The following is a 24,289-nucleotide window of genomic DNA, read 5'->3' on the forward strand; positions in this document are numbered from 1 at the left end:
ATGCTTTCCAAAACCCGTCGCCCGTTTCGCCTGCAATCATGGCAGTCTCACGGCATTGCGCAAGCGGAGCATTGGAAGGGTCAGGATTCCAGCATGTCCTTGACGATCGTGGCCAATTGCTTGAGCGAAAACGGCTTGGGCAAAAAGCCGAAATGTGCGTCGGCCGGCAAGTTCTTGGCGAATGCGTCTTCCGCATATCCGGACACGAAGATGAACTTGATGTCGGGCTGCCGCTTGCGCAATTCGCCAAGCAGCGTCGGGCCGTCCATTTCCGGCATCACCACGTCTGAGACCACGATGTCGACCTTGCCGCCGAGCGCTTCGTAGACTTCAAGCGCCTCGACGCCCGACGACGCCTCGTGGACGGTGTAGCCGCGCGACCTTAGTGCACGCATGCCGCCCATGCGTACGGCGTCCTCGTCCTCGACCAGCAGCACCGTGGCCGAGCCCGACAGATCCTTGGCTGAGTCGGCGATCTTGGCAGGTGCGGCCGGCACTTCTCCAGCCTCGCCCGCCTTCCTTGCCTCCGCAATGTGCCGCGGCAGGAAGATGCGGAACAGGGATCCCTTGCCGACTTCGGAATCGCAGAAGATGAAGCCGCCTGTCTGCTTGATGATGCCATAGACCATGGACAGGCCGAGGCCCGTTCCCTTGCCAACCTCCTTTGTCGTGAAGAAGGGCTCAAAGATCTTTTTCAGCACATCAGGCGCGATACCGCTGCCGCTGTCCTCGACCTCGACCAGCACATAGTCGGCCGGAGTAAGTTCGCGATAGGAAAAGGTCTTGCATTCCCCGGCGCTGACGTTGCGGGTGCGAACGGTGAGGTCGCCGCCGGCCGGCATCGCATCGCGCGCATTGACCGCCAGATTGACCACCACTTGCTCGAACTGCCCGATATCGACCCTGACCGGCCACAGGTCGCGGCCATGGTCGATCTTGAGCTTGATATCGTTGCCGACCAGACGGGCAAGCAGCATCCTTAGGTCGGCGAGCACGTCGGTCAGGTTGAGCACCTCCGGTCGCAGCGTCTGCTTGCGCGAGAAGGCCAGCAACTGCCGCACCAGCGAGGCCGCCCGGTTGGCATTCTGCTTGATGTTCATGATGTCCGGGAACGACGGATCGGACGGCCGGTGGTTGGTCAAAAGCAGGTCTGAGGCCATGATGATGGCGGTCAGCACATTGTTGAAATCATGCGCGATGCCGCCGGCGAGCTGGCCGACCGCCTGCATCTTCTGGCTCTGCGCCATCTGGCCCTCGAGGGCCTTTTGCTCGGTGGTCTCGACGGCATAGACGATGGCCGATTCCTCGGCGCCCTCGCCGCCGGTGCCGTCTGCGACCGCATTGACGTAGAAGCGTATGTGTCGTTCCTCATTGCCGGGCAGCACCGTATCGATCGGCTCGATATCAGCCTGTTGCTGGCGTGCCTTTTCGAACGCCGCGGCGAAGGCCGGCCGGTCGCGCTCGTGGATCACCGTATCCAGCCGCACACGCCGATCGACCGCGTCGCGGTCGACGACCGAGGAAAATAGCGACAGGAACGGCGCATTGGTGCGCAGGATGCGACCGGCATGGTCGACGCCGGCAATCGCCATCGGCGTCGAGTTGAAGAATCGCGTGAAGCGTATTTCCGAGGCGCGAAGGTCGGCCGAAGCGTCCTCGCCTTGCGTCCGGTTGAGCACGATGGTGCGAGTCGGGCCGTTGAGCCCCTCTCGGCTGGCCGAAACACGATGCATGAAGCGCACCGGCAACGCCTCCCCGGTCATCGTCGTCAGATCGAGATCGATAACGGCATTGCGCGTGGTACCCGCGTCGGCCTTGACCGAACGGACCAGCGCCATGCCGTCGCCGGCGACGATCTCCGGCAGCGTGATGGCGCCGGGGGTGAAGCTGGCCAGGTCGATGCCCAGCCACTCCGCAAGGGTCGCGTTGATATAGGTGACGCGGCCTTCCTGGTCGGCCGAAAAGAAACCGGCCGGCGCGTGGTCGAGGTGATCGATGGCCTTTTGCAGGTCGAGAAAGAACCGCTCCTGCTCGGCCCGTTCCCGCGAGATATCAGCAAGCTGCCAAGCAAGCATGGGCAGCCGCTGGCCTGGAACGCTGAACGCGCGGGCCCGGACGCGGTACCAGCGCGCGCCCGATTCGGCGCCTGGCCGAATGGACTGCGCGAGCCGAAACTCGCCGTCGCCCGCCTGGCCGTCGCGCAGGCCTGACGCCAGCCGGTATATGGTCACTGAGGCCTCGGGAACGTCTGAAAGCAAACCTTCGACCGTCTTGAGGTCGGCGGCCGACTCGGCGCCAGTCATGTCGGCATAGGTCCGGTTGGCGTAGATGATCCGGCCTTTGGTATCGGTGACCAGGAGGCCTTGCGACATCGAATCGACGAAAGCTTTCGACAGTTCGTCGCTTGTCGAGCGCGGCGTGACGTGCACGAAGCCGATCGCAGTGGCGAACAGAAAGCCGACGCCGATCATCGCCAACACGCCAAGCATGCCGAGCAGGAATGGGTCGCCAAGTCGCTCGCGGAAAAGGCCGAAGACGATCGCTGCCCCCGTCAGGACGACGATGAAGACGATGAGCCGGGTGACCGCGCCCGGTCGCGTGTTCTGGTCGACGATAGGTACCGGATAGAAATCGCCGCGCGCTTCCTTGGCCATGTTCCCCCTGCTCGTGAATTCCGGTGTCGGTTGAATCATATTCTCAGGGTCGGGAAAAGGCCCGGCGGCAAATGTCCGCTAAAAAGACGCCGTTCCGCTCCCGGTGTTTCAAGCTGTTCACGAAGCGTGAAAGGCAACTTGCGGTGGCCTGCCGCAACAGTCTAGTGTCGCGTCTCTTCGAAAGCTGATTTTGGGGGAACCAATGCTGCAATGGCTGGATGGCGTGGCGGGTCCTGGTTATGCCGCGGCAATCCTGTGGACGTTTGCAGTACTTGTCCTTCTGCTCATCATTCTTCTTATCATCAGGCTGGTGCGCAGCCTGACCTTCGGAACATTCGTCGCCGGCGGCAGGAACCGCAAGACGCGGCTGGCGGTCATGGATGCCACAGCGGTCGACAGTCACCGGCGGCTGGTGCTGGTGCGCCGCGACGATATCGAGCACCTGCTCTTGATCGGTGGTCCGACCGACGTCGTCGTCGAGCGCGACATCAGGCTCTCGGCGCTGCGCCGCCCGGCATTGACCGGAGATAACAGCCACCAGCCGGCAGCAAGATCGGCTCAGACCACAGCCGCGCCGGTGAGGCAAGCGCCGCCGCAGGCGGCAAGCGTAGCCGCAACCCCTGTCCGAGCCCGCCAGACGGCGACAATGCCGGCAACAATGCCGGCACCGGCGCCGAAACCGCCATCGAACGTCACACCGTTGCCAAATTATGGATCCGTCAACGCCAATGCTTCACGGCATGCGCCGCCGCCGACAAGACAGGACTCCCCGGCAAGATACGAGCCGCCGGCACAGCACGAGTCGATCGACGATGCGCTGATGAAGGAGCTGGAGGTTTCCCTCGACGAGCCACGCTTCAGCCAAACGCCGAGCAAGCCGGTGGCGAAGGCATCGCCCTCTCTCGACGACGAGATGACGAAGCTCCTCGGCGAGTTGTCCAATCAGAAAAGATAGGCTGATAGCGAACGGCCAATGAAAATGGCCGGAAAACCGGCCATTTTGAACGCTTTACCGATGCCGCTCTGTTTTTCCCGCCGACTCAGTCGTCGCGGTACACCTTCTCGCGCCGCTCATGGCGCTCCTGTGCCTCGATCGACAAGGTCGCGATCGGGCGCGCGTCGAGCCGCTTCAGCGCGATCGGCTCGCCTGTTTCCTCGCAATAGCCGTAGGTGCCTTCGTCAAGGCGCTGGAGGGCGGAATCGATCTTCGAGATGAGTTTTCGCTGGCGATCGCGGGCGCGAAGTTCGATGGCGCGGTCGGTTTCTGAGGAAGCCCGATCGGCGAGATCGGGATGGTTGGCGTTTTCCTGCTGCAGGATTTCGAGAGTTTCGCGCGCTTCGCGCAAGATGTCGTTCTTCCAGGTGACGAGCTTCAGGCGAAAGTAGGATTTCTGCCGCTCGTTCATGAACGGCTCGTCTTCGGAGGGTACGTAATCGGCGGTAACGATGTCGTTCATTCGACTCACCCAACAAACCCCAAATTTGGCGCCTATATATTCGCGGACCGAAAACTGCACAAGGTCAATCGACGACTGTTTCACGCAATTGTTAGTCCCGGACAAACGGCATCCGCGATGCCCTTTTTGCGAAGAATACGACCGAATTCATACATGATTCGCTATGCTTGAAGGACGCTTGCCATTGCGCACGGAGCTCTTCTGATGGCAAATCCTGCGGCGTATTGACGGGTTCGGTGCCCGGCACAACGGGGATCCGGTGACCAGACTTTACCTGCTGAGGCATGCGAAGGCCGGCTGGGCGCTGCCCGGCGTCGCCGACTTCGACCGCCCGCTCTATACATCTGGCTTCGCCGATGCCGAAGCGATGGGCGTGCTGATGCGTTCTCGCAAATACGTACCGGGCCTCACCCTGTGCTCAAGCGCCAGGCGTGCCCGCCAGACGCTGGAAAGCTTAGCTGGCCATACGGACACGGGCCGGGTGCTGTTCTTTGACGCGCTCTACAACGACGATGCCGCCGCGTACCTCGCTGCCGTCCGGCAGAATGGCGGGCTGGACGCCCTGCTCGTCATTGGCCACAATCCGATGATTGAGGATCTCGCCATGGCGCTCTCAGGCGACGGCAACGAGACCGCGCGGGCCATGCTGAACCACGGCTTCCCGACCTCCGCACTTGCGGTGGTCCGGTTCAACGGCAGTCTTGCGGAGGCTGCGCCTGGCGCCGGCTATCTCGAAGCCTTCCTGACGCCTGCCGATATCTGAGGCCATTTCAAAGCCGCGCCTCAAAGCCTATATCGGTGGCTGACCGGCCCCGCGAGAACAGATTTTGGCATCATCGCTGACGACTTTCACCGACGAGGCGAAGATCGCCTTGGATACGTTGTCAGGCCGCGCTGCCGGGCTTTTCGCTCCGTCGCTGCGTCTTGGCGTGACCGGGCTGTCCCGCGCCGGCAAGACGGTGTTCATCTCGGCCCTTGTGCACAATCTGGTCCATGGCGGACGCTTGCCGCTGTTTGAGGCACAAAAATCGGGGCGCATCGCCAGGGCCTTTCTCGAAGAGCAGCCGGACGACGCCGTACCACGCTTCCAGTACGAGGATCACATCGCGGCTCTTGTCGACGACCGTGTCTGGCCGGACTCGACGCGTGCGATTTCCGAACTGAGGCTCACCATCGAATACGAATCGGCCTCCGGTTGGAGCCGCATGTTTTCCGCCGGCAAATTGTCCGTCGACGTCGTCGATTATCCCGGCGAATGGCTGCTCGACCTGCCGCTGCTCGGCAAGTCCTACGCCGATTTTTCGCGTGAGGCCTTCGAGATGGCCGTGTTGCCGGTGCGTGTCGATCTTTCGCGGGAATGGCAGGCGCTCTCTGCCTCCGTCGACCCCAACGACGACGCCGACGAGATGACGGCGCGCCGTCTCGCCGAGAGCTTCGCCGCCTACCTCAAGGCCTGCAAGCTTGACGAGCGGGCGCTTTCGACCCTACCGCCCGGCCGCTTCCTGATGCCCGGCGATCTTGAAGGATCGCCGGCGCTGACCTTTGCGCCGCTGCCGAAACTCGGCCTCGGGCGCGCCCGCTCCGGATCGCTGCAGGCGATGATGGAGCGGCGCTACGAGGCTTACAAGACGTATGTCGTCAAACCGTTCTTTCGCGAACACATCACGCGCCTCGACCGGCAGATCGTGCTCATCGACGCCTTACAGGCATTGAACGCCGGCCCCGGTGCTATGGCCGATCTGGAACGCGCGGTCACCGAAATCCTGTCCTGTTTCCGGCCCGGCCGGGGCAACTTCCTGACCGACCTGTTTTCAAGACGCATCGACCGCATATTGGTGGCCGCGACCAAGGCCGACCATCTGCACCACGAAAGCCACGACCGGCTGCAGGCGATCGTGCGGCGGCTTGCCGACCGCGCCGTGGCGCGGGCGAATTTCACTGGTGCCGACGTCGACGTCGTCGCCATGGCGGCCATGCGCGCGACTCGGGAAGGCACGGTCAAGCAGGGCCGTGAGACTTTGCCGGTCATTATCGGCACGCCATTGCGTGGCGAAAAAATCAATGGCGAAACCTTTGACGGAAAGACCGAAACAGCCATATTTCCCGGTGATTTGCCGGAGAAAGTTGATGCGGTGTTCGATGGTTTCGAATCGAAGCACCAGCAGAACGATGACGACCCGGCGATCCGCTTCGTGCGCTTTCGCCCGCCGAAACTCGAGCGCACGGCCGAGGGCGTGACGCTGTCGCTGCCGCATATCAGGCTCGACCGCGCGGTGCAGTTCCTGATCGGAGATCATCTCGCATGAGCGCGCCCCGCAGACCGGCGGCCTTTCGCATCGAGCCGGAGCCCCAGCCGAAGGTAGATCCGACGGCTCGCCATTCCGGGGCCGAGGCCGCGCCGGCGCGAAAGCCGCGTAACGTGAAGGCGGATCTTGCCGTGGTCACACCGGCGGAGATCGACGTCTTCGACGAGCCTGATGTCGTCGCTGCCGAACCGCCGCCGGCGATTGCGCCGCGAAAACGTTCGCTGCTTGGCTGCCTCTTCTTCGGCGCGCTGGGCGTTCTGGTTTCGCTCGCCCTTGGCCTCTGGACCGACCAGCTGATTCGCGACCTGTTCGAGCGCGCCGAGTGGCTGGGCTGGCTGGCGGCCGGAATGGCATTGATCGCCATCCTGGCGCTTGTAGTCATCCTTATCCGCGAATTCGTGGCGATTGCTCGCCTCGCCGAGGTCGAAAAGTTGCAGAAGCGGGCGCTCGATGCGATTGCCCGCGATGATCCGAAGGCCGCCCGCGCCGTGGTCGACGAGTTGTCGGCATTTGTCGCGGCCAAGCCCGAAACCGCGGCCGGCAGGCGCTCGCTGGCCGAATTGCGCGGCGAGATCATCGATGGCGGCAATCTGGTGCGGCTGGCCGAGACCGAGATCCTCGGCCCGCTCGATGCCCGCGCCAAGATGATGATCCTCGAAGCGGCGAAGCGCGTGTCCCTGGTGACCGCGGTCAGTCCGCGCGCGCTGGTCGACGTCGCTTATGTCGTGTTCGAAGCCGGCCGGCTGATTCGCCGTCTGTCGGAGCTCTATGGCGGCCGCCCCGGCACGCTAGGCTTTTTTCGCCTGGCGCGCAGCGTTCTCGCCCATCTCGCGGTCACTGGGTCGATCGCCGTCGGCGACAGTTTCGTCCAGCAGATCGTCGGCCATGGCCTTGCGGCTCGGCTCTCGGCCAAGCTCGGCGAAGGCGTCGTCAACGGCATGATGACGGCGCGCATCGGCATTGCAGCGATGGAAACGGCAAGGCCCCTGCCCTTTAACGCCGTCAGGCGTCCAGGATTGGGCGATTTCCTTTCCGCGCTGACCTCCTTTGCGGCAAAGAAAGAAAAAGAAACATCCGCTTCCGAGACGTGACTACCGCCTTGGGGTGACAAAGCATTAACCAATCTTGTTCATGGTCGGAAGCGTCCAAACCAGTCTCTTTGTTGCCGGGTGTCGTCGATGAAAAGCGTTATTTTGTCCAACGTGCTGCACGTGGCGCTCGCCCTTGTCGCAACCATCGGCATTGCCGGAAAGGCTTCGGCGGCGGAACCGGACAAGCAGTTCTTTCGATCGGTCGAGGGCAAATGGGTCGGCCCCGGAGAAATCGTTGCCGGCAAATACAAGGGCACGAAATTCACCTGCAGCTTCATTGGCTCGACGCCTGACGGCAAGGTCGGCATGTCGCTCGACGGCGGCTGCCGGGTCGGTATGTTCACCCAGCAGATGTCGGCAACGATCGAACACATGGGCCGGCAGGGCTACAAGGGCAGCTTCATGGGCGGGGCCGCCGGCTCCGGCCTCGACATTATCGGCGGCAATGTCGTCGATGCGCACAAGGTGGTTTTCACCATTAATCGTAATCAGTTGCGCGGCGTGATGCAGGCGCTTGTCCCCGACGACAATTCGATGACGGTGACCGTTGCCGTGCGGGTCGACCAGCAGCTGGTCCCGGTCATCGGTATGAAGTTGAAGCGGATCGATGCAGTCGAGGTCGGCTCCATAACTCCGAACTGAGCTTTCGGCGTGAAAAGGCGGCAACCAAACGCCGCCGCCCTCCTTGACATGCAGATGGGTGCTCAGCCCTTGATCGCTGCAATCAGCTCGTCATAGGCCTTGCAGGCCTCGGCTGCTGTCGTGCCGCCCTGATACTTGGTTGTGACCGCCTGGACCTTGGCTGTGAGGTCGGCTGCCTTGGCCGGATCCTTGGTAATCGCAGCCTGAAGTGCCGCAGTCATGTCCTGAGCCTTCTTGGTCAGCATCTCGGTCGTGCACTCGGGTGCCTTCGAACAGGCAGAGCCGGCAAGTGCCGCGATGCCAACGGCAACCAGCAAGAACTTCTTCATGTCAGTCATCTCCTCAAAAAGGGCCGCGACTTGATCGTCGCTCACCCTCCACTGGCCGAAGCCGGGCGTCCTTAGCGCCGGATTGCGAAAACAAGCAACGCCCGGAGGCCCATTATCCTGTGCAGTGCGCCTGCAATATCGCCTGCACAATGCGCCGGATTCACACTGTTCGATCCGCTCCGAAGCCCCTATCTTGGCCGCTTGACTCCCAGGAGAGCGGAAGGGCAGGCATGGCGGCAGAGGCATCGAACAGCGATCTGATCCAGGTGGTGGCGCTGCTTGCCGCCGGCGTCGTTGCGGTGCCGATCTTCAGGCGCATGGGACTTGGCTCCATCCTCGGCTATTTGGCGGCCGGCGTCGTGATCGGCCCATTCGGGCTGCGCGTCTTTTCCGAATCGGAAGCCATTCTTCATGTCGCCGAACTCGGCGTCGTCATGTTCCTGTTCATCATCGGGCTGGAGATGCAGCCGTCACGCCTATGGGGCCTGCGCCGCGAGATTTTCGGGCTTGGTGCGCTGCAGGTCGGCGTCTGCGCGGTTCTGCTGACCGGCGTCGGCCTGGCGGGAGGTTTCCCGATCGCGCAATCCTTCGTCGCTGGCGCCGGTTTCGTACTCACCTCGACGGCAATCGTCATGCAATTGCTGGAAGAACGCGGCGACCTGGCAACGCCCAAGGGCCAGCGCATCGTCTCGGTCCTGCTTTTGGAAGATTTGGCCATCGTGCCGCTGCTGGCGCTGATAGCCTTCCTCGCGCCGGGCGGCGCCGATATGAGCCTGTCGGATAGGTTGACGGAGGTCGGCATCGGCCTTGCCGCGATCGTCGGGCTGGTGGTTGCCGGGCGCTATCTGCTCAATCCGTTCTTCCGTATCCTGGCGGATGCGCGCGCCCGTGAGGTGATGACCGCAGCTGCCCTTCTGGTCGTTCTCGGGTCAGCGCTCGCCATGCAGCTTTCCGGCCTGTCGATGGCCATGGGCGCCTTCCTGGCCGGCGTGCTTTTGTCGGAATCGACCTTCCGCCACCAGCTGGAGGCCGACATCGAACCGTTCCGCGGCATTCTGCTCGGGCTGTTCTTCCTCGCCGTCGGCATGTCGCTCGACCTGCATGTCGTCGTCGTCAACTGGCAGCTCATTGCCATCTATGTCGCCGCCTACATGGTGATGAAGGCGATCGGCATCTATATCGTTGCCCGCGTCCTCAAAACCGACCATCGGGAAGCGCTCGAGCGCGCCGTCTTCATGGCGCAAGGCGGCGAATTCGCCTTCGTCGTCTATTCCGCGGCGGCTGCGGTGGGCATTATCGACGGCCAAGCCAATGCGATGCTGACCGCCATTGTCATCATTTCCATGGTGCTGACGCCGTTGGCGATCATTGCACTGCGGTATCTGACGCCGCGCGACGAGCAGTCGCTTGAAGGCGTCGATGTCGCCAACGGCCTGACCGGCAGCGTGCTGATCATAGGCTTTGGCCGGTTCGGCCAGATCGCCAGCCAGCCGCTTTTGTTGCGCGGCATCGACGTGTCGATCATCGACAACGAGGTCGAAATGATCCAAGCAGCGGCCGATTTCGGCTTCAAGGTCTATTACGGCGACGGCACGCGGCTGGACATCCTGCGAGCCGCGGGAGCCGGGCGGGCACGCGCCGTGCTGATCTGCATTGACAAGCCCGATGCCGCCGTGCGCATCGCGGAACTGATCAAGGCGGAGTTTCCCTTGCTGACAGTGCTGGCACGGGCGTTCGACCGCGGCACCGCGTTGCAGCTCATTCGTGCCGGCGTTGACTATCAGCTCCGCGAGACGTTCGAATCGGCGCTTGTCTTCGGCGGCTCGACGCTGGAAGCCCTCGGCGTCGACCCGGAAGAGGTCGCCGAGGTAGTCGAGGACGTCCGCCGCCGCGACGCTGCCCGTTTCGAGCTTCAACAGGCCGAAGGCATCCGCGCCGGACGGCGCTTCCTCAAAGGCAATATTGGCACCCCCATCCCGACGCCGCTCAGCACACCACGCCGCGCGGGTCAGGCGCTCAATGAGGAAACCGCCGGCGTGCTGCAGAAATCCGAGCCGGCCGATTAATCCTTGGGAAGATGCGAATGATGGATGAACTGGACGAACGCGCGCTCTCCGTCACCAGATTCTGGCGCCACGCCGGGGAGGACGCATGGTTCGAGAAGAACGACGCTTTTGATGCCGACTTCCGCACCCGGTTTCTCGATCTGCACTTCGCCGCCGCCCGCCGCGAATGCGACGGCTGGTCCGAACACGCCGAAGGGTCGCTGGCACTGATGATCCTGCTCGACCAGTTTCCGCGAAACTGCTTTCGCGGCACTGGCCACATGTACGCCACGGACCCGCTGGCGCGGCATTTTGCCGGGAAGGCGATCGCTGCCGGCCATGACTTGGCGCTCGACGAAGAGCTCCGCGTCTTTCTTTATCTGCCCTATGAGCATTCGGAGGATCTCGCCGATCAGCTCAAATCGATGGAGCTTACCGCCGCCAAAGCCCCGTCCTATCTGAAATATACGGTAGAACACCGCGACATCATCCAGCGCTTCGGCCGCTTTCCACACCGAAACAGGATGCTTGGCCGGGAGACGACACCGGACGAACAAATGTTCCTCGACGGTGGTGGGTTTTCCGGCTGATTTTCGGCCACCGATGGCGGCAGCGTCAGGTCTTCCACCATTTCCGGCCTGACGGCAGCCGTTCAATACCCGACGTGTCGACGGCGGCCAGTCGCTCCGACACGCTCTTGCCGTCGACCACAAGCTTCGGTGCAATTTCTGCCAGCGGTGCCAGCACGAAGGCGCGCTCCAGCATGCGCGGATGCGGCACCTCCAGTCCGGTCTCGTGGATGATGCGGTCACCGAACACCAGAATGTCGATGTCGATCAGGCGCGGACCCCAGCGCTCCTCCCGCACCCGCTTCAGTTTTCGCTCGGCGTCGAGGCAAAGGTCGAGCAAAGCCCGCGGCGCAAGCGCGGTCGAGATCTCGGCCGCCGCATTGAGGAAATCCGGCTGATCGAGCTTGCCCCAGGGCGGCGTTCGGTAGAGCGACGAAACGGCAACGACGCGCGTGCTCTCGTCGGCATCCAGAATGCCCAGTGCCGCAGCCATCGACTTCGCCGGATCACCGAGATTGCCGCCAAGGCTGATATAGACGGTGTTGTTGTTACTATTCTGGCCAGACAACGGTCACCTCGACATGATCGAGCACACCCGGCACCGGGGCGTTCGGCTTGCGCACGGTGATCTCGGCCTTTTTGATCTGCGGAAACCGCGCCGTCAGCGCCCTCGCCACTTCGAGCGCCAGCGCTTCGATCAGAAAGCGCCGCTCGCCGGTAATGATCTTTTCGATGACCGCAAAGGCGATGCCGTAATTGACGGTGTCCTCGATAGAATCGTCGACCAGCGCCCGCCCGGGGTCTACCGTGAGCGCCGCATCGACATAAAAGCGCTGGCCGAGCGTCTCCTCTTCGTCCAGCACACCGTGCCGGGCGAAGAAGGCGCAGTTCTTCATGCGGATGACATACATGGCTCAGCTTTCCCCGATCTCACGTGCGAGCATAGCATCGGCAATAGCCAACGCATCCACGTTGATTGCGACATCGTGGACGCGAAAAAGATGCGCGCCTTTGAGCCTCAGGATGACGCTTGTGGCGGCGGTTCCGGCGCCCCTTGCCGCTGCGTCGCGGCCGGTGACGGTGCCGATAAAGCGCTTTCGCGATGTGCCGGCCATCAGCGGAAAGCCCAGCGCACGAAGCTCGGAAAACCGTGCCATCAGGTCAAGGTTTTCCGCGGCTGTCTCCTTGGCGAAGCCGAAGCCCGGATCGAGCACGATGTGGTCGTCGGCAACACCGCTCCGTTGCGCGATTTCCAGCGACTTCCTGAGGAAGAAGAGCTGATCGGCAATCACGTCGGGCAGTTTCTGCCGGTCCCGTCCCGTGTGCATGATGACAAGGCCGGCGCCGGTTTCGGCAGCGACGCTGGCAATGCCCGGCTCGCGCTGCAGGCCCCAGACGTCGTTGACGATATGTGCACCGGCTTGGACGGCAAGCCGCGCCGTATCCTGGCGATAGGTATCGACCGAGATCAGCGTTCCGCCAGACGTCGCGAGCGCCTCGATGATGGGCACTATGCGGGCCTGCTCTTCCTTTGCAGACACCGGAGAGGCACCGGGACGCGTCGATTCTCCGCCGATGTCGATGACGGAGGCTCCCTCCTCCACCATACGGCGCGCCTGGTCCACCGCTTTTTCCGGGGCATCGAACAGCCCGCCGTCGGAAAAACTGTCCGGCGTGACGTTGAGGATGCCGACGACGATGGCCTTGCCGCCAAGGTCAAGATGGCGCCCATGCGCCAGCTGCCATCGCCCTGTCATCATTGCCCATCAACCATGTTCGATCCCACGTCATGACCGGGGATCAATTCCGTTGCGCCGGAGACGGCGGTAAAGCAAGGTGGGCAAAGAGGCAACACGATGAAACGATCCCTCCTCTGCGCCCTGATGCTCGCTCTGACCGCATTCCCGGCCGGCGCTACGACTCTCGTCAAGACATATAGTTATTTCCCGATCGGCGGCAGGACGCTCGACGACATCGGGACCCAGCTGTCGAAACTCGGGCCTCAGGTGAAAAGCACCGGGTCGCGGCATCCCGGCGCCACCCAGATGGCGTTCACCACCCGCGTCAGTTATGCGCAAAAGCCGGGCTCGTGCTGGATTGCCGACGCTGCCGTTACCGTCAAGGTCAAGGTTATCCTTCCCGAGTGGCGCCGCCCGCGCAAAGCCGATGCAGGCGTCAAGCTGTTCTGGGAGACTTTGTCCGCCGACATCAAGCGCCATGAGGAACGCCACGTCGAGATTGCCAAGAACCATGGCCGCGAACTAGAAGACGCCTTGAAGGCGAGCTACCCTGAAAAGACCTGCGAATTGGCCAAGGCCAAGGCCGCGAAAATTACAGCGGCCATGCTTGCCAAGCACGACCAGGACCAGATGCGCTTCGATCGTGTGGAAAGCGTCAATTTCCAAAGCCGCATCCTGCGGCTTTTGCACTATCGCATCGAGCGCATTGAGAATGGACGGCTCGCTCCCGGCTGAACTCCGCGTCGGACAAAGCCAAATTTGGAACAAAGCCAATTTGGCGAAGCATAGTGCCAGCTTCGAAAAACTTTCGAGCCGCTGTCGAAATCGGCCTATAGCGAACGACATATGCCAGGTTCGCAGGGATCAGCCTCCGGCAAACGCCAATCGGCGTACTAGATGCTTCCCAGCCCGTCGCGGAAGTGCACGCAGGCATAATGGATGAACGGATATGGACCAGGCTATCGACAAGCAAGCGATGGTGGAAACCAGCACGCCGCTGACCGAAACCGAGAAAAACGCCATCATCGGCGGCGTGCTTTTGTCAATGCTGCTGGCGGCGCTCGACCAGACCATCGTCGCGCCGGCGATGCCGACGATGGCACGTCTGCTCGGGCATGCCGAATATCTGCCGTGGATCGTAACCGGCTATCTTCTGACCGCGACCGCAGTGGCGCCGCTCTACGGCAAGATCTCCGATATCTATGGCCGCCGGCCGACCGTCTATGCGGCAATCCTGATCTTTCTCGCCGGGTCGCTGGTCAGCGCCACGGCCCCCAACATGCTGGTCCTGGTTGTCGGCCGGGCGATCCAGGGCGCCGGCGGCGGCGGGCTCTTCGCCCTGACGCAGACCGTGATCGGCGACCTCGTGCCGCCGCGCGAGCGGGCTCGCTACGCCGCCTGGATTTCGGGCACCTGGGCCGTCGCCAGCATCGCCGGGCCGCTGCTCGGCGGCACCTTCGCCGAACATCTGCATTGGTCGCTGATCTTCTGGATCAACATTCCGCTCGGCCTGCTGGCGATGGCGATCATTAACAATCCGCTCAAGAAGCTGCCGATCGCCGCAAAACATCACCGAATCGACGGCCTCGGCGCGCTGCTTCTGGTCGCGGCCACCTCGCTGCTGCTGCTTGCCTTGAACTGGGGCGGCAGCGAGTATCCGTGGCTGTCGCGTGAAATCCTTGGACTGCTCGCCTGCTCAGCGGTGTTCTGGAGCGCGTTCGCGCTGCGGCTGATGCGCGCGGCCGAACCGCTGATCTCGCTGGAAGTGCTCGGCAATCCGATCGTTCTCGCCGGCACGTTGTCGATGTTCCTGCTGCAGGCCGCCAATGTCGGCTTGTCGGTCTATCTGCCGGTCTACCTGCAATCGGTCGTCGGCCTGTCAGTCAGCGAATCTGGCACCGCGTTGCTTGGGCTGATGCTCGGCACGGTGGCCGGTGCGACATTCAGCGCGCGAATGATCCCACGCTTTTTCCACTACAAGCGCATTGCCATGGTCGGAACTGTTTTCTCGATCCTGTGCCTCGGCGTGCTCAGCCTGGTCGCCGGGCATGCCTCGCTATTGCTTGTCGAGGTGTTGACGACCTGCATAGGCCTGGGCACAGGCACGACCTTTCCGGTTGCCACTGTCTCGGTCCAGAACGCCGTCGATCGCATGCACCTTGGCGTGGCGACCGGCGTTCTCACCTTCCTCCGCTCGCTGGGTAGTGCGCTTGGCGTCGCCATGCTTGGTGCCGTCGCCCTTGGTTACGGGCTGCCGCTGGCCAGCGAAGGCACGCAGACGGCCGGCCATATCGCCTCAGCCACGCCGTTCGTGATGATCTTTCTTGCCGCCGCCGCGACCTTGCTGCTGTCGTTCATCACGCTCTGGCTGATGCCGGAGAAAACGCTTCGCGGCCATGCCGAGGCTTCGGCCCCAGCCCTGGCGGAGTAGACCGGCCTGGTGAAATCCGGCGAGCTTCAGTCGACCACGCCGAGCTTCTTCTGCAGGCTGGTCGACGAAGTCGTATACTGGAACACGATGCGCTCGCCGGGGCTGATGATGCGCTTGGCTGCCTGTGCCATTAGAGCGACCTCATGGAAGCCCGACAGGATCAGCTTCAGCTTGCCGGGGTACCAGTTGATGTCGCCGACGGCGAAGATGCCGGGCACCGACGTCTGGAATTTTTCGGTGTCGACCGGGATCAGGTTTTCGTGGAGATTGAGGCCCCATTCGGCGATTGGGCCGAGCTTCATCGTCAGGCCGAAAAATGGCAGCATCCGCGTGCACGGCACTTCGACATCGCCCTCCGGCCCCTTGATCGTGGCGGAGGCTAGCTGGCCGTCGCTGCCGGTCAGGCCCGTCACCTGTCCGACTTGGAATTCCAGCTGCTTTATCTCTTGCATGGCATACATCTTGTTGACGCTGTCGGGCGCTGCCCGGAATTCGGGCCGCCGATGCACCAGCGTCACGCTCTTGGCCACCGGCTGCAGGTTCAGCGTCCAGTCGAGCGCCGAATCGCCGCCGCCGACGATGACGAGGTCATGGCCGCGAAAGTCCTCCATCCGGCGCACCGAGTAGAACACGCTCTTGCCTTCATAAGGTTCGATGCCTGGAATCGGCGGCCGCTTCGGCTGGAAAGAGCCGCCGCCGGCGGCAATCACCACAATTTTGGCTTCGAACACCTCGTTTTCGTCGGTAGTGACGCGGAAGCTGCCGTCCTCCAGCCTTTCCAGGCTCGAAACCATGCGGTTATAGGTGAATTCGGGCTTGAACGGCGCGATCTGCTCAAGCAGCTTGTCGACCAGACCTTGCGCCGAGATCGAGGGCCAACCCGGAATGTCGTAGATCGGCTTTTCCGGGTAGAGTTCGGCGCACTGCCCGCCGGGCCGGTCGAGTATGTCGATCAGATGGCACTTCATGTCGAAGAGGCCGAGCTCGAATACGGCAAACAGGCCGACAGGCCCTGCCCCGACAATGAGTACGTCCGTCTTGGTGATAGCGGTCATGAAGCATGCGCCTTTATGGGAAAACGGCGCGACACTGCATGACCATTGGTCCGCTGCCAAGCGGCAGCCGCAAAAATCGGCTTCAGCCTTGGCGGGCCGGCACGCGCACGACCAGCCCATCGAGGGCGTCGCGCACCTTGATCTGGCATGACAGCCGCGAATTCGGCTGGACGTCGTAGGCGAAGTCCAGCATGTCTTCTTCCATGGCTTCCGGCTCGCCGACCTCCGCCGTCCAGGCTTCGTCGACATAGACATGGCAGGTCGCGCAGGCGCAGGCGCCGCCGCATTCCGCTTCTATTCCCGGCACCGCATTGCGGATCGCATTTTCCATGACGGTCGAGCCGTTTTCGGCATCCACGTCAAAATGCGTGCCGTCATGGGCGATGAAGGTCAGCTTGGTCATTTGTCACCTGAAGGGAGTCTGAGCCGACATAATCACTCTGCCAGACAAGTCAACTGCGGCGCGAAAGCGCCGCTGCGTGGCGTTTTGGGAATAAGTTCTATCGGCTGATGGCGGCGACGAAGTCGCGCACTTCTTCGATCAGTGAGCCAAGGCGCTTCAGCGTGCTGGCGTCGTCGGGCCGGCATTCGATCGCACTGGCGCAATCGGCAATGGCGAAGGCGCCGACCCCGCGCGCCGAGCCTTTGAGCCCGTGCGCCAGTAGCAGCCGCTGCCTGACATCCGCATCGACGATCTTGTCGCGCACCGATAGCGCCTGCTGCACGAACAGTGCCAGCACCTCTTGCTCGAGGCTCCGATCGCCCATCGTCTGGCGCGCAAGATGCGCCAGATCGATCGGCCGCGCCCCAGCTGTCCCTGACACGTCACCGCCGGGCATCGAGAAGGCAATGCCGTTTTCGCCACGTATCACTTTGAGACTCCGTTCTTCGACCGCCGCAAAAAATAGGCGTATCCGGTGGACAACGGGTTAATGATTGACCCGGAAAAATGTCGCGATAACGGCGCCGGAATCACGGCTGTGTTAACCTTATATTTAAAGTTTTACGTATCGGACGGAATGCATGTTTTCTTTACCCCGCTGTGTCATTACGATACGACAGGTCCATTTTCAGCCTCCTGCGCGGGACACGCTAGGCAGAATCAATAAGCACAACCATAAGTCCCGCGGCAGCTTGTACAGGGTAGCGAAGGCATGGCGAAGAAACCAACGACGACAAAAACGCTCGACAGCGACGTAGCCAGGGAACTCGAAAAGGCACTTGATATCGATCTGAGCGGCGATGCCGGCGGCGACTTCGACATCGCGGCATCCATGGAAGATTTGGAAGCGCAGATATCGCAAGCCGCCGACGAACTGGCGCGCGAAGGCCGCAGCCAGAACGAGGCGCCTGCCCCCGACCAGGCCCAGAATGCAGCACCCGCCGCCAATCAAAGCCAGAACCTAAATCCCGCGCCAAAAGCCAAGCCGGCTGAGTTGCGTCCTGTCGCAACGCGCAATGGCTCGCAGCCGCCAGCTTTCTCGCCGGCCAACGACGATCGTCAAAAAGACTATAAGACGCTCCTGCACACCCTCAACCGGCGCGCCTCGAACACGATCTATTGGGTCGTGGCTTTTGTTTCGCTGGCCTGGATCGCCGGCGCCGGTGGCCTCGCGAACCTGTTGTTCGGACCTGGCATCTGGAACATCCGCACCTTCGATCAGTTTTTCGCCCGTCCCGAGTTGATCGGCCTGGCGGTCGCGGCAATCGTGCCCGTCATCCTGTTCTGGGCATTCGCAGTGATGATTCGCCGCGCTCAGGAGATGCGCCTTGCCGCGCAGTCGATGACCGAGGTGGCCTTCCGTCTGGCCGAGCCGGAAAATCTTGCCCAGGATCGCGTCATGATGATCGGCCAAGCGGTTCGCCGCGAGGTGGCGGCCATGGGCGAAGGCATCGAACGCACGCTTGCGCGCGCCGTCGAGCTCGAAACGCTGGTTCACAGCGAGGTGAACCAGATCGAGCGCTCCTATTCGGAGAACGAGTCCCGCATCCGCTCGCTGGTCGACGGGCTGGGCAGCGAGCGCGAAGCGGTCGTCACCCATGCCGAGCGTGTGCGCGCCTCGATCACCGGTGCCCACGAGACGCTGAAGGACGAGATCAACGCCGCCAGCGATATCATTCGCGACAGCATTCTCAACGCCTCGACCAAGCTGTCGATGACGATCAACGAATCCGGCGACACGCTGATCGACAGGATCAACGGGAGCTCGATGTCGATCTTCGATTCGGTGGAAGGCCGGCTCGAATCGATCACCGACCGGCTGTCGACGTCGGGCGAGGCCTTCGCCAGCCTGCTCGACACCCGCATCGCCAAGCTGACGGACACCACCGATGGCCTGACGCGGTCGCTGACCGACCTGCTCGACGACCGCACGACCGGCATGGTGTCGCTGCTCGGCGGTGCCGCGCGCACACTCAATTCCGAATTCGAAGCCAGCCTCAACGGCATCGAGCGGACGCTTGCCGAACGTGGCCAGGCGCTGATCAGCGAGTTCCAGACCCGCGCCGAGGCGCTCGACACCGGTACGCAGAAGCTCAACGCCGCGCTGGAGGCTCGCGCACGCCAGATCAACGAGACGCTGGTCGAGCGCGCGCGCGAAATCGCCCACACCTTCCAGGATAGCAAGGAGACGCTGTCGGCGATGATCGATCAGGGCAAGACCCAGATCGGCGCCGACATGGCCGACATCATCTCATCGACCTCGACCATGCTCGAAGCCCGCGCCGGCGATTTCGCCGGGCGCATGGAAGCGGCGCGCCATGTCGTATCGCGATCGTTCGATACGGACATCCAGCGGCTTGCGGATGCTCGCGCCGGCATCGAGGAAGCCGTCGAAAACCACAGCCGCAAACTTTCCGAAAGCCGCGACCGGATGGCGGCGGCAATGCAGGCCGATCTGGCGAAGTTCGCCGAGGGCCGCGCCGAAATCGATGCGGCGGTGACCAACCAGGTGCAGAAGCTTGCCGAAGGCCGCGGCCTGATCTCGCGCGCCCTTGAAGAGGATCTGCGCAAGGTCAACGAATCGCGTGCAGCGATCGACGCTTCGCTGGGCAGCCATCTAGAAAGCCTTGAAGAGGGCCGCAACCGGCTCGCCCAGGCCTTGAACGAAGACTCTGGAAAACTCGTACAAGCCCGCACGATCATTGATGAAATGGTTGCCGGGCACGTCGGAAAGCTCGCCGAAGGCCGCAGCATTCTTTCGCGCGCGCTCGAGGCCGACCTCGGCAAGCTGGCAGACAGTCGCGCCAGCATCGACGGCCTTGTCGCCGGTCAAGTCGAAAAGATCGCCGAGGGTCGCGCCATACTCGCCAGTGCGCTGGAATCCGACATCGCCGGCATCAATGGCCTCATCGAGGCCCATTCGGCGAAATTGGCGCAAGACCGCAGCGGTCTTTCCCAGTCGCTCGAGAACGACCTGTCCGACATCAGAGGTCTGATCGCCGATCATTCGGGCAGGCTCGCCGATGATCGCAGCCTGCTTTCGAAGACGCTTGAAGACGATCTTGCCAAGCTGGCCGAAAGCCGGTCGAGCATCGACGGGCTGGTTGCCGGCCAGGTCGAGAAGCTTGCCGAAGGCCGCGATATCCTCAAGCGCGCGCTGGAATCGGACCTGAACGCGATCAAGGGCGTCATCGCTGGCCAGTCCGAAAAGCTGGCGGAAGACCGTGGCCAGCTGTCACGGGCACTGGAGAGCGACTTGGAGGCTGTGCGCGGCGTTGTCTCCGATCACATGAACAAGCTCGCGGAAGACCGTTCGACGCTGTCGAAGGCGCTCGAAGACGATCTCGCCAAGTTGGCCGAAAGCCGCTCGAGCATCGATGTGATGGTTGCCGGCCAAGTCGAAAAACTGGCAGAGGGCCGCGACATCCTCAAACGCGCGCTGGAAGACGATCTGAGCACCGTCAAGGGCGTCATTGCCAGTCAATCCGAGAAGCTGGCGGAGGATCGCGGTCAGCTGTCGCGCGCACTGGAGACCGATCTCGAGACCGTGCGGGGCGTCGTCTCCGAACATATGAACAAGCTCGCCGAGGACCGTTCGGCCCTGTCGAAGGCGCTCGAGGACGATCTCGCCAGGCTGGCAGAAAGCCGGTCGAGCATCGACGGGCTGGTTTCCGGTCAGGTCGAGAAGCTGGCCGAGGGCCGCGACATCCTCAAGCGCGCGCTGGAAGACGATCTCGCCAAGCTGGCCGAAAGCCGCTCGAGCATCGACGGGCTGGTTTCCGGCCAGGTCGAGAAACTGGCCGAAGGCCGCGACATCCTCAAACGCGCTTTGGAGGCCGATCTCAACACGATCAGGGGCGCCATCGCCGACCAGTCGCAGCTATTAACCGACAATCGCGCACAGTTTTCGCGCGCCCTAGAGGCCGATCTCGGCAACGTCAACAGCCTTGTCGCTACCCACGCGGAGAAGCTCGTCCAGGACCGCTCGACCCTGTCGAAGGCGCTCGAGGACGATCTCGCCAAGCTGGGCGAAAGCCGCTCGAGCATCGATGGGCTGGTTGCCGGCCAGGTCGAGAAGCTTGCCGAAGGCCGCGACATCCTCAGGCGCGCTCTGGAAGCCGATCTGGAGAGGCTTGCATTGAGCCGCAGCGAGGTCGACGAGATTGTCGCCGGTCATGTCGGCAAGCTGACCGAGGGCCGCGACATGCTGACCCGCGCATTGCAGGACGATCTCTCCAGGCTCGCCGACACGCGCAAGGATGTCGACCGTTCGCTGTCCGGCCATATCGACCAGATCGCCGCCAGGAGCACCGACATCTCCGATGCCATCGCTGCCGACGTGGAAAAGATCGAGCAGGCGTTCAGCCGGCAGACAGGCATCATCGAGGAGCGCGCCAGCACCATGGAGCGGGCGCTGTCGACGGGTGTCGACAACGTTCGCAGTGTGCTCGAAAGAAGCGCGGTCTTCGTCGCCGGGGCGCTGCGCGAGAAGGTCATGGAAGTCACCAGCGCTCTGCATGAGCAGGCGGGCGCTGCATTCAGCGATGCCGACCGCAAGATCGCCGAGCGCGCCGAGCAGACCTCGGCCGCTCTGCTCGCCAGGGCGGAGGACATCGCCCGCACCTTCGAGGAGGCGGATCGTCGCCTCGCCGCCCGCGCCGAGGATACGTCGAGCGCACTGATTGCCCGCGCCGACGACACGTCGAACACCTTGCTCGCGCGCGCCCAGGAGACGGCCGATCAGCTGGCAACCCGAGCAAGTGAGATTGCCGGTACCTTCGACGCGGCGGACCACAGGCTGGTCTCTCGCGCCATCGAAACGGCCCAGTCGCTGGCTGCACGTGCCGGCGACATCTTGCGCAATTTCGAAACAGCTGACGAGCGGCTGGGCGTGCGCATCGGCGAATCCGCCGAAGCTCTCGCGGCACGTGCGTCGGATCTCGGCCGCATTTTCGATGCCGCCGACCAGCAACTTATTTCGCGCATTGCCGAAGGCTCCGAAGCACTTTCGGCACGTGCGTCCGAGATCGGCCGCATCTTCGAGGAGGCCGATCATCGCCTGGTGTCCCGTATCGCCGACAGCAGCACCGCAATCGGCGAACATGCCGACAACATTGTCGGTGCCTTCACCAGCACCGAGCAGCGGGTTGCCGAACGCGCCAGGCAGACTGGCCAGGAACTCGCCGTCCATGCCCGTGAAATCGAGCAGCTGCTTGCCGGTGCCGACGAACGCCTGGCATCGAGTGCTGCCGCCACAGCGGCCCGCGTCGAGGAGCAGGTCGCCAGCGTCGAGAACCGCCTCGCCTACACTGCCGAGACAATGGGCCAAAAGCTCAACGAACAGGTCTCGAACGCCGAGGCGCAGTTAGTCTCGCGTGCCAACACGATCGCCGAAACCTTCACCGCGGTCGGCCAGCATATCGGCCAGAGCACCAACGACGCTGCAAAGACCATCGGTGCCAATACTCGCGAGCTCAGTACGATGCTTGCGGCACGTTCGGCCGAAATATCGAAAATCCTGGACGAGACGGCACGGCCTCTGGTCGAGCGCTTCGCCCAGGGCGGCTCCGAGCTGCAAAAGAGCATGGAAGAGGTCACCGAACGTGCGACAGAGAAGCTGCGCACTCAAAACGCCGCCCTCGTCGACGCCCTCGCCAGCCGCACGGCCGAAACTCTGTCGGCCGTCGAAGGCGCGCGCTCGACGCTTGCCGACAGCGTTGCCGACCTCATCGGCCGCATGACCACCTCCAGCTCGCAGCTCGGTCAATTGATCGAGGAGGCGGCGACCAATCTCGGCCAGGTCGACGAACGCCTGACTGGGAGCACGCAAAGCTTCGCGGCGACCACGGAAAAGACCGCCCAGACTTTCGCCAGCTCGGCGCGCCTTGTCGATTCGAACACGACGCGGCTCACCGAGCTGTCGTCCTCGACCTTGCGCGAGGTTGCCTCTATCGCCACCAAGTTCGACGAGCACAGCCGGTTGCTGTCCAGCGCCTCGGATCTGCTGAGCTCGGCCCAGAGCAACCTCGAGCACACGCTCGAAAGGCAATCGTCGCTGGAGGACCTCGCCGTCGGCCTTGTTAAGAAGTCGGAAGATCTCGAAAGGGTCATGCGCTCGTTCGAGAATCTGGTCGGCCAGACGCTGCAGAACGCCGAAGGCAAGACGCTGGAATCCGCCGACAAGATCCGTGCCGCGATTTCCGAAGTGGTCGATTCGGCTACCAAGCGCTTTGCCGATGCGACCGAGGAAATGCGGCGCACCGCCGGCTCGATCAAGAGCGAGCTCGACCTCACCCGAGCCGAGCTCAAGAAAGGCGTCATCGAGATGCCGGAAGAGGCAAAGGAATCAACAACGGCTATCCGCCGTGCCGTTTCCGAGCAGATCAACGCGCTGAAGGAACTTTCTGAAATCGTTGCCAAATCTGGCCGCAGCGCCGACAGTTCGGAACAGCGCAACCTGCGTCCGGCGCCGCAAGCGCCTGCCGCACGCGCCGCCGAGCCGCCACGCCGCCCGGCTCCGGCTCCGGAACAGCGCCGTGCACCGCAGGCGCCTTCGGGCGAGACGGCGCTGCGCGGCACGCTCGACCTCGAACGTCCCGCAGACACAGCGCTGCGCCAGCGCGACCCCAACGGCCGCACGCCGCAAGGCGGCTGGGTGCGCGACCTCCTGACCGGTGCATCGCGCGAAGACGACGCCAAGCCGGCGGCGCCTGCCGAAGCGCCGCGCCCGGCTCCCGCTCCGCGTTCGCCGCTTCATGTCGTGGAATCGCTGAACTCGCTCTCCGTCGATATCGCCCGAGCCATCGATCACGATGCCTCGATCGAGCTGTGGAACCGATACCGGCGCGGCGAGCGCGACGTCTTCACGCGCCGTCTTTACACGCTGAAGGGCCAGCAGACGTTCGACGAGATCCGCCGCAAATATCAGTCGGAGGCGGAGTTCCGCGCTGCTGTCGATCGTTACTGCGACGATTTCGAAAAGCTGCTCAAAGACGTGTCGCGCAACGACCGCGACAACATCATGGCGCAGACCTACCTGACGTCGGATACCGGCAAGGTCTACACCATGCTGGCCCACGCCAGCGGCCGCTTGCATTGATCAGACGACAATGGAACATGAAAAAGGCGGGAAATTCCCGCCTTTTTCGCGCCGTGCTGATCTTGATCCTATCAACGCATGAAGCGACACCCCAGGATGCGTTCAAATGACGAGGCATCCTGCTCTATCTGTTGTTTAGCCGCATTTCTGCGGTGCCAAGTAACACCATTAGGCAGAATGCTCTAGGGTCAAAAACCAAACACTCTGAACGACCGAATTCGACCCATTTTTGCCGTTCCGATATCGGGCCTCACCATCTCCAAGGCGGTACATTCACCCACTATTCGGCGAGAAAAATCTCGTTCCGATCAAAGCCGCCCTAAGTTGTGTGCGTCAAGTTCTGCAAAAATGGCGTGGCAGTAGCTGTGACGTCGGCGTGTCCGCCGCGCAGCCCCCGTGTTTAGCGGAGCGGCGGCCACACCGCGGTGCT

19 protein-coding genes are annotated in these 24,289 nt (G+C 62.8%); 10 read left to right on the forward strand and 9 right to left on the reverse strand.

Features of this window, described 5'->3' with window-relative positions; genetic code table 11:
* Positions 1–80 precede the first annotated feature (80 nt).
* Positions 81–2,654: a cell cycle histidine kinase CckA gene (gene cckA, locus NKI22_RS16890; RefSeq protein WP_352958610.1), complete on the reverse strand. Its 2,574-nt coding sequence runs from the start codon at positions 2,652–2,654 to the stop codon at positions 81–83.
* A gap of 202 nt (positions 2,655–2,856) precedes the next feature.
* Here cckA and NKI22_RS16895 point away from each other — a divergent pair, with 202 nt between their 5' ends.
* Positions 2,857–3,609, forward strand: coding sequence for a flagellar biosynthetic protein FliO (locus tag NKI22_RS16895; RefSeq protein ID WP_031193614.1), 753 nt, complete (start codon positions 2,857–2,859; stop codon positions 3,607–3,609).
* Positions 3,610–3,694: 85 nt separating this feature from the next.
* On the opposite strand, the gene dksA is transcribed toward NKI22_RS16895, so the two are convergent.
* Complete coding sequence (gene dksA, locus NKI22_RS16900) at positions 3,695–4,111, reverse strand: RNA polymerase-binding protein DksA (RefSeq protein ID WP_023717816.1); 417 nt, start codon at positions 4,109–4,111, stop codon at positions 3,695–3,697.
* Positions 4,112–4,370: 259 nt separating this feature from the next.
* Between dksA and NKI22_RS16905 the strand changes: the two genes are divergently transcribed.
* The 4 genes from NKI22_RS16905 to NKI22_RS16920 all read left to right on the forward strand — a co-directional run bounded on the left by NKI22_RS16905 (position 4,371) and on the right by NKI22_RS16920 (position 8,150).
* Entirely contained in the window at positions 4,371–4,874 is a 504-nt protein-coding gene (locus NKI22_RS16905) for a SixA phosphatase family protein (protein WP_023717817.1), read from the forward strand.
* Positions 4,875–4,938: 64 nt separating this feature from the next.
* Positions 4,939–6,417 carry a YcjX family GTP-binding protein gene (locus NKI22_RS16910; RefSeq protein ID WP_023717818.1) on the forward strand — a complete coding sequence of 493 codons (1,479 nt, stop codon included), beginning with the start codon at positions 4,939–4,941 and terminating at the stop codon, positions 6,415–6,417.
* Positions 6,414–7,508 (forward strand): YcjF family protein, encoded by a 1,095-nt coding sequence (locus NKI22_RS16915; protein ID WP_023717819.1) that lies wholly within the window; start codon positions 6,414–6,416, stop codon positions 7,506–7,508. Before NKI22_RS16910 ends, NKI22_RS16915 begins: the two co-directional genes overlap by 4 nt.
* An 87-nt stretch (positions 7,509–7,595) precedes the next feature.
* Complete coding sequence (locus NKI22_RS16920; protein ID WP_023717820.1) at positions 7,596–8,150, forward strand: hypothetical protein; 555 nt, start codon at positions 7,596–7,598, stop codon at positions 8,148–8,150.
* A 62-nt stretch (positions 8,151–8,212) separates the two neighbouring features.
* Here the strand turns inward: NKI22_RS16920 and NKI22_RS16925 are convergent, their stop codons facing one another.
* Positions 8,213–8,479: a hypothetical protein gene (locus tag NKI22_RS16925; protein ID WP_023717821.1), complete on the reverse strand. Its 267-nt coding sequence runs from the start codon at positions 8,477–8,479 to the stop codon at positions 8,213–8,215.
* A gap of 230 nt (positions 8,480–8,709) precedes the next feature.
* On the opposite strand from NKI22_RS16925, the gene NKI22_RS16930 reads away from it, so the two are divergent.
* Both NKI22_RS16930 and NKI22_RS16935 read left to right on the forward strand, forming a co-directional pair.
* Positions 8,710–10,545 (forward strand): monovalent cation:proton antiporter-2 (CPA2) family protein, encoded by a 1,836-nt coding sequence (locus tag NKI22_RS16930; RefSeq protein ID WP_352958612.1) that lies wholly within the window; start codon positions 8,710–8,712, stop codon positions 10,543–10,545.
* Between the two features lie 20 nt (positions 10,546–10,565).
* Entirely contained in the window at positions 10,566–11,114 is a 549-nt protein-coding gene (locus NKI22_RS16935; protein WP_352817444.1) for a DUF924 family protein, read from the forward strand.
* Positions 11,115–11,139: 25 nt separating this feature from the next.
* On the opposite strand, the gene folK is transcribed toward NKI22_RS16935, so the two are convergent.
* From folK to folP, 3 genes are read right to left on the reverse strand one after another with little or no spacing between them, the layout of a single operon-like run.
* Positions 11,140–11,661, reverse strand: coding sequence for a 2-amino-4-hydroxy-6-hydroxymethyldihydropteridine diphosphokinase (gene folK, locus NKI22_RS16940; RefSeq protein WP_352817415.1), 522 nt, complete (start codon positions 11,659–11,661; stop codon positions 11,140–11,142).
* Entirely contained in the window at positions 11,645–12,004 is a 360-nt protein-coding gene (gene folB, locus NKI22_RS16945; RefSeq protein ID WP_023717825.1) for a dihydroneopterin aldolase, read from the reverse strand. The genes folK and folB overlap by 17 nt, the downstream gene beginning before the upstream one ends.
* 3 nt (positions 12,005–12,007) lie before the next feature.
* The gene (folP, locus tag NKI22_RS16950; protein ID WP_023717826.1) at positions 12,008–12,853 is read right to left on the reverse strand and encodes a dihydropteroate synthase; all 846 of its coding nucleotides are present in this window, start codon (positions 12,851–12,853) and stop codon (positions 12,008–12,010) included.
* A gap of 96 nt (positions 12,854–12,949) precedes the next feature.
* Here folP and NKI22_RS16955 point away from each other — a divergent pair, with 96 nt between their 5' ends.
* Positions 12,950–13,567: a DUF922 domain-containing Zn-dependent protease gene (locus NKI22_RS16955; protein WP_023717827.1), complete on the forward strand. Its 618-nt coding sequence runs from the start codon at positions 12,950–12,952 to the stop codon at positions 13,565–13,567.
* Between the two features lie 214 nt (positions 13,568–13,781).
* Positions 13,782–15,263, forward strand: coding sequence for an MDR family MFS transporter (locus NKI22_RS16960; protein ID WP_023717828.1), 1,482 nt, complete (start codon positions 13,782–13,784; stop codon positions 15,261–15,263).
* A gap of 26 nt (positions 15,264–15,289) precedes the next feature.
* Here NKI22_RS16960 and NKI22_RS16965 read toward each other — a convergent pair whose 3' ends face one another.
* The 3 genes from NKI22_RS16965 to NKI22_RS16975 all read right to left on the reverse strand — a co-directional run bounded on the left by NKI22_RS16965 (position 15,290) and on the right by NKI22_RS16975 (position 17,187).
* Positions 15,290–16,318, reverse strand: coding sequence for an NAD(P)/FAD-dependent oxidoreductase (locus NKI22_RS16965; RefSeq protein ID WP_352817409.1), 1,029 nt, complete (start codon positions 16,316–16,318; stop codon positions 15,290–15,292).
* A gap of 82 nt (positions 16,319–16,400) precedes the next feature.
* On the reverse strand, positions 16,401–16,721 hold the full coding sequence (locus NKI22_RS16970; protein ID WP_006334837.1) for a 2Fe-2S iron-sulfur cluster-binding protein: 321 nt from the start codon (positions 16,719–16,721) through the stop codon (positions 16,401–16,403).
* A 97-nt stretch (positions 16,722–16,818) separates the two neighbouring features.
* On the reverse strand, positions 16,819–17,187 hold the full coding sequence (locus tag NKI22_RS16975) for an Hpt domain-containing protein (protein ID WP_023717831.1): 369 nt from the start codon (positions 17,185–17,187) through the stop codon (positions 16,819–16,821).
* 285 nt (positions 17,188–17,472) lie between these two features.
* Between NKI22_RS16975 and NKI22_RS16980 the strand changes: the two genes are divergently transcribed.
* Positions 17,473–23,859: an apolipoprotein A-IV repeat region-like domain-containing protein gene (locus tag NKI22_RS16980; protein WP_352817407.1), complete on the forward strand. Its 6,387-nt coding sequence runs from the start codon at positions 17,473–17,475 to the stop codon at positions 23,857–23,859.
* Positions 23,860–24,289: the final 430 nt, after the last annotated feature.

It is taken from the genome of Mesorhizobium sp. M0778, from assembly GCF_040320105.1.
In the GTDB taxonomy this organism is placed as follows: Bacteria; Pseudomonadota; Alphaproteobacteria; order Rhizobiales; family Rhizobiaceae; genus Mesorhizobium.

Coding starts and splice junctions, on each gene's coding strand:
- cckA (WP_352958610.1), bottom strand. CDS start 2,654: ATGGCCAAGGAAGCGCGCGGCGATTTCTATCCGGTACCTATCGTCGAC.
- NKI22_RS16895 (WP_031193614.1), top strand. CDS start 2,857: ATGCTGCAATGGCTGGATGGCGTGGCGGGTCCTGGTTATGCCGCGGCA.
- dksA (WP_023717816.1), bottom strand. CDS start 4,111: ATGAACGACATCGTTACCGCCGATTACGTACCCTCCGAAGACGAGCCG.
- NKI22_RS16915 (WP_023717819.1), top strand. CDS start 6,414: ATGAGCGCGCCCCGCAGACCGGCGGCCTTTCGCATCGAGCCGGAGCCC.
- NKI22_RS16920 (WP_023717820.1), top strand. CDS start 7,596: ATGAAAAGCGTTATTTTGTCCAACGTGCTGCACGTGGCGCTCGCCCTT.
- NKI22_RS16925 (WP_023717821.1), bottom strand. CDS start 8,479: ATGAAGAAGTTCTTGCTGGTTGCCGTTGGCATCGCGGCACTTGCCGGC.
- NKI22_RS16930 (WP_352958612.1), top strand. CDS start 8,710: ATGGCGGCAGAGGCATCGAACAGCGATCTGATCCAGGTGGTGGCGCTG.
- NKI22_RS16935 (WP_352817444.1), top strand. CDS start 10,566: ATGGATGAACTGGACGAACGCGCGCTCTCCGTCACCAGATTCTGGCGC.
- folB (WP_023717825.1), bottom strand. CDS start 12,004: ATGTATGTCATCCGCATGAAGAACTGCGCCTTCTTCGCCCGGCACGGT.
- folP (WP_023717826.1), bottom strand. CDS start 12,853: ATGATGACAGGGCGATGGCAGCTGGCGCATGGGCGCCATCTTGACCTT.
- NKI22_RS16955 (WP_023717827.1), top strand. CDS start 12,950: ATGAAACGATCCCTCCTCTGCGCCCTGATGCTCGCTCTGACCGCATTC.
- NKI22_RS16960 (WP_023717828.1), top strand. CDS start 13,782: ATGGACCAGGCTATCGACAAGCAAGCGATGGTGGAAACCAGCACGCCG.
- NKI22_RS16965 (WP_352817409.1), bottom strand. CDS start 16,318: ATGACCGCTATCACCAAGACGGACGTACTCATTGTCGGGGCAGGGCCT.
- NKI22_RS16970 (WP_006334837.1), bottom strand. CDS start 16,721: ATGACCAAGCTGACCTTCATCGCCCATGACGGCACGCATTTTGACGTG.
- NKI22_RS16980 (WP_352817407.1), top strand. CDS start 17,473: ATGGCGAAGAAACCAACGACGACAAAAACGCTCGACAGCGACGTAGCC.